Source organism: Enterococcus sp. PF1-24 (genome assembly GCF_029893325.1).
In the GTDB taxonomy this organism is placed as follows: domain Bacteria; phylum Bacillota; class Bacilli; order Lactobacillales; family Enterococcaceae; genus HY326.
The window spans coordinates 56,997-65,579 of record NZ_JARXWL010000015.1; the positions used below are offsets into that span (position 1 = coordinate 56,997).

An 8,583-nucleotide genomic window follows, 5' to 3' on the forward strand; every position below is an offset into this window, starting at 1 on the left:
ACCTCTTTTATTTAGCTATTTTATTGATTGACATTTTCTTCGCCAACAATTCGAATCACATTTGTCGCATAGTCTTTAGCAGCTTCTTCTGGTGTTTTACTACCTGTTGCCACCGCTTCTACCATGTTTTGAATTTCCACTGAAACATTTGGATATTTGTCATCAGCAGGACGGAAATGAGCATTTTGTAAAAACTCAGTTGCTTCTTTAATAAATGGTTGTTCAGTATATTCAGGCAGCTCAGCAGAATCATCACGAACAGTCAAATTACCTTCTGCAATTGCCCGTGCTGCTTGTTCTTCTTTACCACCTAAAGCTTGTAGTACTCGCCAAGAAGCATCTTTATTTTTAGCTTTTGCGGGAATTGACCAAGTCCAACCGCCTGACATCGTTGTTGAACCAGGGGCATCACCATTTTGTGTTGGCATTGCCGCAAAACCAAATTGTTCAGTCATATTATCTACTGGCGCAGCACCGGTTTCAGTCCAGTTGCCGGTATTCCAGAAGCCATCTAAAATAATCCCCGCTTGATTGTTAGGGAATTTATCTTGCATCATCACAGAGCCATAGTTACTATTAATGGCTACTGATAAAGATGGACCCAATTTCTTTTCATTATAGATTTCATCAATCAATTTCAATGAATCAATAATACCGTCAGTGTTGACGTTCCATTTACGCGTGTCTGCATCAAATAAGGTATCTTTAGTACCATAAAGAAGCATTTCAAAAGTTTGCATAGACACTGATTCTCCATTGGCTTTAGCGACACCGATACCAATTGGTACAACATCTGGCTGGGTTTCTTTAATTTTTTCAGCCGCTTCGACAATTTCAGCCCAATTTTTTGGCGACCAATCTTCAGGTAAGCCCGCTTTTTCAAAAACGACCTTGTTATACCATAACCCCCGAGAATCAGAAGTGCCAGGAATCGCATAAAGCTTACCATCTTGAGCGATGGAACCCGCTTTTAAGTTTTCGGTATAATAACCCCAATCTTCCCAATCCTTCACATAATCATCTAACGGTGTTAAATATCCCGCATTGGCATCAGAATTTAACATAAAGGAATCTTCTGCTACTAAATCAGGCGCCGTACTTTCAGATTGCATGGATAAAGCTACTTTAGAGAAATAATCCCCTTCACTAGCTGTAATTGGTGATAAAACAATTTTTATATCATCATTTTCTTTTTCAAACGCTGGGACAAAATCTTCGCTTAAGAATTTTTTCAATTTGTCATGCTCACCAGTATCTCGCCAAGTGATTTTAATTTCAGTTTTTCCGCCAGCTTCATTAGAAGTTTCTTCTTTTGAATCACTGCCACATCCAGTTGCCAATAAAGGGACCATCAATAATGAACTAAAAAGTGCAATTTTTTTCATTTTCAGCATAGACATTTACTTAACCCCCAAAAAGAATTGATTAATCTTCAAACAGTCAGCTCCGGCCGTGAATCTCCTGTAAGCACTTATATTTTCTAACAAATCGACAAAATTAGCAATCCAAAAAAAAGTAGATTATCACCAAATCTTGCAATCGATTACAAAAAATGATGATTTTACCGAAAATGACGATTTTTCAACTAAAATAAATATTTTTCTGATTGATGAATAAAATAAAAAGGCTACCTAGCTTTACGGTAACCTTGATTGATGCTATTCTTTTATTGTAAAGTTTATTTTTCTACAGGAATATATATTTCTGTCAAATAAGTTGCGGGGTCTCGCTGGTCATCATTTAAATAATGATAATAAATTCCGCCACTGGCTTTTAAATCATTAGCAGAAATCCAAGCCATCAGTGCTTCTAGCGTCGAATCCTGGGCTTCATAAGGTCCTTGGTCTATAGTAACAGCGATTAATTGTTGCGAATGAGTGATTAATTGCAAGGGACCTTCACTTTTAACCTCCACTCCTACTTCAAAGCCAATTTCAACATCTAAAGCTGCTAAATCAACATTATGGAAACAAACAACTGGTCCACTTACCGGGGATAAGCAGCTTGTTTATCTAAAACAGTCGTTACTTCGGAAAATACCTCTGACATAAAATTACTATAATCTTTAAAAAAATCAATTTTTTTCGACATGTTAGCATTTGATGTTTAGGCTTTTCTTTAATTAAAATTTCAGAAATCTGTGTCATAGTTTTCTCCCTCACCTCTATTTAAATTCATTCAGTAGCAAGTGTTAATTGCTTACCAGTAATCACTTCATATCTTATATAGAGAAATTCCCGCAAATCTCGCAAATGAGTTTCCTCTTTAATATCAAAGAAAATCCATTTAGCACCATTAAAATAGTCATTTTCTTCATAGGTCACTTTAAAATCTTTGTTACAACGCTGAAGTGCTTGTTGATTTCTCTCCGCCATTTTTTGAGAGGCAATAATTAACACTTTAAAATAGCCATTTTGCGGATAAATCGTCAAAAGTGACTTACCACTTTTTTTAAACTTAATATTCCACCCTGGTAAACTACAGCCAATATATTGAATCGTTGGTTTTCCTTGCATTTGTTCAGTTAAAAGTTCAACAAGCATTAAATAGTATTTTGAATCAATAAACTCGCTGACTTGGGTTAAAGTTGGTTCTGTTTGTTTAGGAAATAGTTCATTCCATTTCATCTAATCGTCCTCCCTTTATAAAATTCATTCTGGCTGACTTTCTTTTAAGCGGGCTGCCACTCCCAAAAAGAAAGTTTCGTAAGCATACTCGATGCTACTTTCAACAGAGGATTCGTGAGAAAAGCCATTATGACTATCTACATCCGCAAATCCTTGGGCGATACTCCTGACAGTCCGAATAATATGGGAAGCTTCTAGTTCATTCGCTCCTAAATCTTGACTGACTTGGTAAACCAGCTGAATCACTTCATAAAACAATGATCCCTTTGGCACATCCACATTTAAATTCATCCATTGAATCGTTTCGTAAAGTCCTTTATGTTCTCTAGCAAAACGAATATAAGCAATCCCCATCGCTTGCAGCGCTTCTATGCCACTTTTACCAATTACTGAACGAACAATTTCATTTTTGACTAGCTCTAAAGCTTGATTGGAAACCATTATTTTAATTTCCTCCAAGTTTTTAAAATGTTTATATAAAGCAGGCGAACTCACATTTAAGCGCTGGCTCATTTCTTTTAAAGTCAAATTCTCTAGTCCCTGTTCATCGGTGATAGCCATCGCAGTTTGAATAATTAATTCTTTATTAATCAGATACTTTGGCATTAGAATGCCCCTTTTCTTTTAATTAACTTACATCACCATTATAGTTAATCGGATTAACTATGTCAAATTGACTTTATGAAAAAACAGCTTACTAATTTTTTAGTAAGCTGTAAAATACTGATTATTTTTTGACAACTCGCGTCACTGGAATCCAATTTTCAACACTGTTGTCTTCACCATACACTTCTAAATCAGGACCAAAAGCAAATTCATAACCACTGGTTGGCAACCAATCCATAACAATTTGTCTTTGAAACTCTTGTAGCTCAGCAGGTGTCCCCATTGGATGCTTGAAAGCTGCCCAAGTCATCTCGGGAATAACTATTTCAGCCTCCCCTGTTGAACATTCAAGCGTGCTGGCAACGCCAATATAGTAATCAAAGGCGCTCTCATCTAAATTAGGATTATAATCACTGACCCCTAATAAGCCAAAAGGTGCCTGATTCATTTTAGCAAGCAACTCAGGAATAACAGCGGTTTGCTGTACCTCTTGCCAAAAAGCTGGTAACTCGCGATAACTTTTACTGTTTTCCATGGTAGTATGAATTTTTTTACCAACTACCCGAAAACTTTTGGTGGTTACTATTTTATAATCCAGTGGGCTCGCTCCTTTGATGGACAACTCAAAGCGTAACGGCGGATAAGCTTTAATCACGTGCTCGCCTTTTTTAATATCTTTAGGAGTCACGCCATGAAAGGCTTTGAAAGCCCGGTTAAATGAAGTCGGTGAGCTATAGCCATACTTATAAGCAATATCTGTTACCGTACTATCTTCAGCCAATAAATCAAAAGCTGCACTAGCTAAGCGACGATTACGAATATACTCAGAAATCGGTGTGTTGGTTAGCATTAAAAATAAGCGTTGCAAATGATACGGCGAATACCCAATCAACTGCCCTAATTCTGTATAGTCAATTTCATCAGTAAGATGTTCTTCTATAAAAGAAACGATTTCATTAAAACCCAAAACAATATTATTCATTATAAATACTCCTTCTTAAATGCTTAAAAACTATTTTTTCTTTACAGGAACCCAAATTCCAACCTCATCATCCTTGCCATAAACTTCCATGTCAGGAGCGGCTGATATCATTTTGCCAGATTTATAACCTGTATTTAATAACTGATAATCCGCTTGCGGTTCCCATTTGTTAACGATATTCATTTGTGTTTTCCCACTAGTTTTACGAGTACATGGAAAAACCGCCCAAGTCATTGCTGGCACAAGATATTCTTCTAACTCTGTTGGTGTTTCAAGCGTGGTTGAAGCCGCAATATAATAGTCAAATTTCTTATTATCTTGACTATCTACATTATAAACACTTACTCCCATTAATCCAAGGGGCTCTTGCGTAATAAACGGCACCAATATTTCATTTTTCTTTTCTTTGATAATCTTTTTCCAAAAAGCCGGACAGTCTCTCATTCCTTTAAACATAGCATTAGTGGAAGAAATTTTATAACCCACAATTTTAAATTCGCCTAAACTTTCAATCCGATATTCCATCATCATTACTCCCCTTTTTTTATCTGATAAATTTATTTTACCAAGTAGCAAATAGAAAAACCTTACATCTCCTGCTAGAAAATGTAAGGTTTGAAGGTAGACTATAGAAAATAAAATGCTTTCTATAGTCTGTTTTTATAAATTTCAATTTTTATGCGTATTTCCTTCCACCAAATCAAGTAATAAGTCATTGAAGGTTTCTCGATTAGCTGCTAAAACACTGAAAAAACGCTTATCAATATTTTCTACAATGGGTAAAGCTTGCGTTAAGGTTGTTTGGCCTTTTTCGGTCATTTTAACAGCTTTTGCTCGTGTATCATGTAACGATTCTTGCCGAAATAGCAGCTGCGCTTTTTCTAAATTTCTGATAATTGTAGACACCGTCATGACGTCAATATCGGCTTTTTTAGAAATATCGACTTGCGTAACTTCAGTTGCTGTTTGGCTGAGATAACCTAAAGAAGCCAACACAATAAATTGAGGATGAGTCAAATGAATAGTCTTTAATTCATCTTTGATAGCTTTATGCCATAAATTATAGACTTTTACAAATGAAAAACCAATAGACTCGTTAGAACTATCTTTAAACTCTGATTTAAAATTACTCATTAGTCACCTTCACCAATGAAAAAATTGACTTAGGAACATCCGCAAAGACTTGTGAAACAAAGCCTAAATCTTCAACAGTTGCTGCTCTATCAAGAGGAACAAAGCTAACAGAATGTCTGATTACTGTTTTGTTGTCAATTTCCTCAAGCACATGACTAAAGTAAAGAGTTCCCACTTCAGGAATTTCTGTTTTATCAATAAATTCTTTATTTTTAATCACCGATACCAAAGTAAAAGCCATGGCTGGTTGGCCAGCTAATTTCATTTCGCCAGTCGTTCCCGTTTGAAATGCGCCATTCAAAGAAATGTCTTCCAAATCATCTTCCCAAGCAAACCATTTATTAACATCTTCATAAAAAGCCCAAATTTCCTCAACTGTTTTATCTGTTTCCAATTCAAAACTAAATTTCATTATAATCCTTCTTTCTTTAATAAGTACGATTATAGTATAAACGCTTATTAAATTAAAGTCAATGAGATTATTTGTTGCATTTTTTAATGTTAAATTACAGTTATTTATATCGCTATGAGTTACATCTTTCAATTCAGATATTAAAAATAGGAATGTAGAAGTTTCTACAGCTTTTTTTTATCATATTTTTCACTCATAAAATACTAAGCAAATTTATTGGATTACTATTTGCTCCTTTATCCATTCAAAAACCAATTCACTTACTTCATCTATAGACTTATTATCCACTTCTAAAATATCTACATCCTGCCTATTCAAAAACCATTTACGCTTAAGGGGTAATAAATTTTTAATATAAAAATCAAAAAAATCTCTATTTCTCGAACAATCGCCTGTTTTTCGTTGTAATAAAGTTTCATCTGTAGCGTTTAAATATAAAATTCTTTTTGGAAAATTATTTCTTAATATCTGTAATTCTTTTTTTAAAGCAGTGGTAACATCCCAATCAACACCGATAGCTTTTGGATAATTTAAAGTATAAAATTCAATTTCCTCTGCACCAAAATCCATTACTGAACAAATATATTTAGAAGCCTCTTTGTATCTTTGACATTCATTTTCTATAAACAATTTCTGTATTTCTAAATAGTCTTTATAGTTATTTTTATTTAAGCCTTTGTTTTTAATTTCAGCTAGTACATGACCATTTCTTTCATAGCTAATATGTGCAATAGATGAATGTTTTTCAATAAAGCGTAACGTTGCTATTTTTCTTACAGCCATAGAACCTTGTAATGAAAGATATAACACTAAGATTTACCTCACTTATTTATTTATATCAGAGATAATCATATTAACGACTTGCTCTTGACTCATTTCCGCTGTAATCAAAGTTTCATTTGGAAAATTTAATACGTCTTTTTCCAGCCACCATTGCTTCATACGATCTGCACCAAATTCTTTGGCTTTCTCCCTTTGGCTATGACGTAGCAAAGTTACTTCAAAAGGCACATCATAACAATAGGTATGTACCTTATTATCAAAAATATGATATAGCTTTTCAAACATCTCTCTATAAATATGAGACCCTAAAATCCCTTCGATAATAACTATATCAAATTTATCATGACCAAATTCAGCAATTAGTTGAATTAAATCAGTAGTCGGATTTTCTTTACGATCTTTAACATTTAAAATGTCTAAACGAATTTCATCTTGAGAAATTTTCATCACTTTTCCACGTGGAAAATAGTCTTGCACTGCCTTAGCGGTAGTCGTCTTACCACTACCTGAATTTCCCCTTAAAACAATTAGCTTACTCACAAAATCTCCTCCTCAACATACAAAGTATATGTAGGCTTGATACAGAAAATCAAAAATAATCATGGGGATCAAAATAAGTATCAGTAAAAAAACTGTTAAATTTGGATATAAAAAAATACATCAACGTTTTATAAACGTTGATGTATTAATAATACCGGCGGCCGGGGTCGAACCGGCACGCCCTCGCGGGCACTGGATTTTGAGTCCAGCGCGTCTGCCAATTCCGCCACGCCGGCATAAAATTCAAAAATATGTAGAAAAGGCGGTAACCGGATTTGAACCGGTGATGAAGGTTTTGCAGACCTCTGCCTTACCACTTGGCTATACCGCCACTATCTAAATAAAAAAAACTACTGGGGTAGCTGGATTCGAACCAACGCATGAGGGAGTCAAAGTCCCTTGCCTTACCGCTTGGCTATACCCCAAAAACAATAGGCGACCGAAGGGAATCGAACCCTCGAATGCCGGAGCCACAATCCGGTGCGTTCACCACTTCGCCACGGTCGCCGTAATAAAAATAATGGCAGGGGTAGCAGGAATTGAACCCACACTAACGGTTTTGGAGACCGCTGTTCTACCTTTAAACTATACCCCTAAAATGGAGGAGAGTGGATTCGAACCACTGAACCCTAAGGAACGGATTTACAGTCCGTCGCGTTTAGCCACTTCGCTACTCCTCCATGGTGGCGCGGGACAGAATCGAACTGCCGACACATGGAGCTTCAATCCATTGCTCTACCAACTGAGCTACCGAGCCATAATAAAAATATTAATATAAAAATGGCGGTCCCGACGGGAATCGAACCCGCGATCTCCTGCGTGACAGGCAGGCATGTTAACCCCTACACCACGGAACCAAACACACAATCATGGAGGTTAACGGGATCGAACCGCTGACCCCCTGCTTGTAAGGCAGGTGCTCTCCCAGCTGAGCTAAACCTCCATAATATAAAAAATGACCCGTACGGGATTCGAACCCGTGTTACCGCCGTGAAAGGGCGGTGTCTTAACCGCTTGACCAACGGGCCAGTATAATAAAAATTAGTTACGGAGAGTAAGGGATTCGAACCCTTGAGACAGCGTTCACCGTCTACATGATTTCCAATCATGCTCCTTCGGCCTCTCGGACAACTCTCCAGAGATAAAAGAAGCCTTTACCTAACTCTATTTATTCCATCATAGGAAAACTCCGGCAGTAGGACTCGAACCTACGACATCATGATTAACAGTCATGCGCTACTACCAACTGAGCTATGCCGGAATTTTGATAACTGCGTGGCGACGTCCTACTCTCACAAGGGGCAACCCCTAACTACAATCGGCGCTAAGAAGCTTAACTTCTGTGTTCGGCATGGTTACAGGTGTATCCTTCTCGCTATCGCCACCACACTGGTTATCTTTTATTATTGAGTTTTTGCTTTCGCTCACTCAAAACTGAATCTGAAGTATTGTCTATCAAAACTCTTCCGAGTTCGTTCTTTTCTTCCATTCTTTGGTTA

9 protein-coding genes, 12 tRNA genes, 1 rRNA gene and 1 pseudogene are annotated in these 8,583 nt (G+C 36.5%); all 23 read right to left on the bottom strand.

Going from position 1 to position 8,583, the window contains the following annotated elements:
- Positions 1–20 precede the first annotated feature (20 nt).
- Positions 21–1,400, bottom strand: a complete 1,380-nt coding sequence (locus tag M2139_RS08200) for an extracellular solute-binding protein (protein ID WP_280738349.1) — start codon at positions 1,398–1,400, stop codon at positions 21–23.
- A gap of 278 nt (positions 1,401–1,678) precedes the next feature.
- Positions 1,679–1,951: pseudogene (locus M2139_RS08205) on the bottom strand (GyrI-like domain-containing protein); the annotation flags it as partial.
- A 223-nt stretch (positions 1,952–2,174) separates the two neighbouring features.
- Positions 2,175–2,627, bottom strand: coding sequence for a DUF3788 family protein (locus M2139_RS08210; RefSeq protein ID WP_280738350.1), 453 nt, complete (start codon positions 2,625–2,627; stop codon positions 2,175–2,177).
- A 24-nt stretch (positions 2,628–2,651) separates the two neighbouring features.
- A complete protein-coding gene (locus M2139_RS08215) occupies positions 2,652–3,233 on the bottom strand; it encodes a TetR/AcrR family transcriptional regulator (RefSeq protein WP_280738351.1) in 582 nt (193 codons plus the stop codon).
- Positions 3,234–3,354: 121 nt separating this feature from the next.
- On the bottom strand, positions 3,355–4,215 hold the full coding sequence (locus M2139_RS08220; RefSeq protein ID WP_280738352.1) for an AraC family transcriptional regulator: 861 nt from the start codon (positions 4,213–4,215) through the stop codon (positions 3,355–3,357).
- Between the two features lie 30 nt (positions 4,216–4,245).
- A complete protein-coding gene (locus M2139_RS08225; RefSeq protein ID WP_280738353.1) occupies positions 4,246–4,740 on the bottom strand; it encodes an effector binding domain-containing protein in 495 nt (164 codons plus the stop codon).
- 144 nt (positions 4,741–4,884) lie between these two features.
- Positions 4,885–5,349 carry a MarR family transcriptional regulator gene (locus M2139_RS08230; protein ID WP_280738354.1) on the bottom strand — a complete coding sequence of 155 codons (465 nt, stop codon included), beginning with the start codon at positions 5,347–5,349 and terminating at the stop codon, positions 4,885–4,887.
- A complete protein-coding gene (locus M2139_RS08235) occupies positions 5,342–5,761 on the bottom strand; it encodes a hypothetical protein (RefSeq protein ID WP_280738355.1) in 420 nt (139 codons plus the stop codon). The genes M2139_RS08230 and M2139_RS08235 overlap by 8 nt, the downstream gene beginning before the upstream one ends.
- 213 nt (positions 5,762–5,974) lie before the next feature.
- Positions 5,975–6,571 (bottom strand): hypothetical protein, encoded by a 597-nt coding sequence (locus M2139_RS08240; protein WP_280738356.1) that lies wholly within the window; start codon positions 6,569–6,571, stop codon positions 5,975–5,977.
- Positions 6,572–6,586: 15 nt separating this feature from the next.
- Positions 6,587–7,084: a zeta toxin family protein gene (locus M2139_RS08245; protein WP_280738357.1), complete on the bottom strand. Its 498-nt coding sequence runs from the start codon at positions 7,082–7,084 to the stop codon at positions 6,587–6,589.
- Between the two features lie 152 nt (positions 7,085–7,236).
- Positions 7,237–7,320, bottom strand: a tRNA-Leu gene (locus tag M2139_RS08250).
- Between the two features lie 24 nt (positions 7,321–7,344).
- A tRNA-Cys gene (locus M2139_RS08255) sits at positions 7,345–7,415 on the bottom strand.
- A gap of 22 nt (positions 7,416–7,437) precedes the next feature.
- A tRNA-Gln gene (locus tag M2139_RS08260) sits at positions 7,438–7,509 on the bottom strand.
- Positions 7,510–7,518: 9 nt separating this feature from the next.
- Positions 7,519–7,591: transfer RNA gene (locus tag M2139_RS08265), tRNA-His, on the bottom strand.
- A gap of 14 nt (positions 7,592–7,605) precedes the next feature.
- Positions 7,606–7,679 (bottom strand) — tRNA-Trp (locus M2139_RS08270).
- Positions 7,680–7,683: 4 nt separating this feature from the next.
- Positions 7,684–7,764: transfer RNA gene (locus tag M2139_RS08275), tRNA-Tyr, on the bottom strand.
- A 1-nt stretch (position 7,765) separates the two neighbouring features.
- Positions 7,766–7,841: transfer RNA gene (locus M2139_RS08280), tRNA-Phe, on the bottom strand.
- Between the two features lie 24 nt (positions 7,842–7,865).
- Positions 7,866–7,941, bottom strand: a tRNA-Asp gene (locus tag M2139_RS08285).
- Positions 7,942–7,954: 13 nt separating this feature from the next.
- Positions 7,955–8,027 (bottom strand) — tRNA-Val (locus tag M2139_RS08290).
- Between the two features lie 13 nt (positions 8,028–8,040).
- Positions 8,041–8,112 (bottom strand) — tRNA-Glu (locus tag M2139_RS08295).
- Between the two features lie 20 nt (positions 8,113–8,132).
- Positions 8,133–8,221, bottom strand: a tRNA-Ser gene (locus M2139_RS08300).
- A gap of 50 nt (positions 8,222–8,271) precedes the next feature.
- Positions 8,272–8,345, bottom strand: a tRNA-Asn gene (locus M2139_RS08305).
- A gap of 12 nt (positions 8,346–8,357) precedes the next feature.
- Positions 8,358–8,473: ribosomal RNA gene (gene rrf, locus M2139_RS08310) — 5S ribosomal RNA — on the bottom strand.
- Positions 8,474–8,583 lie beyond the last annotated feature (110 nt).

Excerpts from the sequence above, each read along its gene's own strand:
- M2139_RS08200 (WP_280738349.1), bottom strand. The coding sequence starts at position 1,400 with ATGTCTATGCTGAAAATGAAAAAAATTGCACTTTTTAGTTCATTATTG.
- M2139_RS08210 (WP_280738350.1), bottom strand. The coding sequence starts at position 2,627 with ATGAAATGGAATGAACTATTTCCTAAACAAACAGAACCAACTTTAACC.
- M2139_RS08215 (WP_280738351.1), bottom strand. The coding sequence starts at position 3,233 with ATGCCAAAGTATCTGATTAATAAAGAATTAATTATTCAAACTGCGATG.
- M2139_RS08220 (WP_280738352.1), bottom strand. The coding sequence starts at position 4,215 with ATGAATAATATTGTTTTGGGTTTTAATGAAATCGTTTCTTTTATAGAA.
- M2139_RS08225 (WP_280738353.1), bottom strand. The coding sequence starts at position 4,740 with ATGGAATATCGGATTGAAAGTTTAGGCGAATTTAAAATTGTGGGTTAT.
- M2139_RS08230 (WP_280738354.1), bottom strand. The coding sequence starts at position 5,349 with ATGAGTAATTTTAAATCAGAGTTTAAAGATAGTTCTAACGAGTCTATT.
- M2139_RS08235 (WP_280738355.1), bottom strand. The coding sequence starts at position 5,761 with ATGAAATTTAGTTTTGAATTGGAAACAGATAAAACAGTTGAGGAAATT.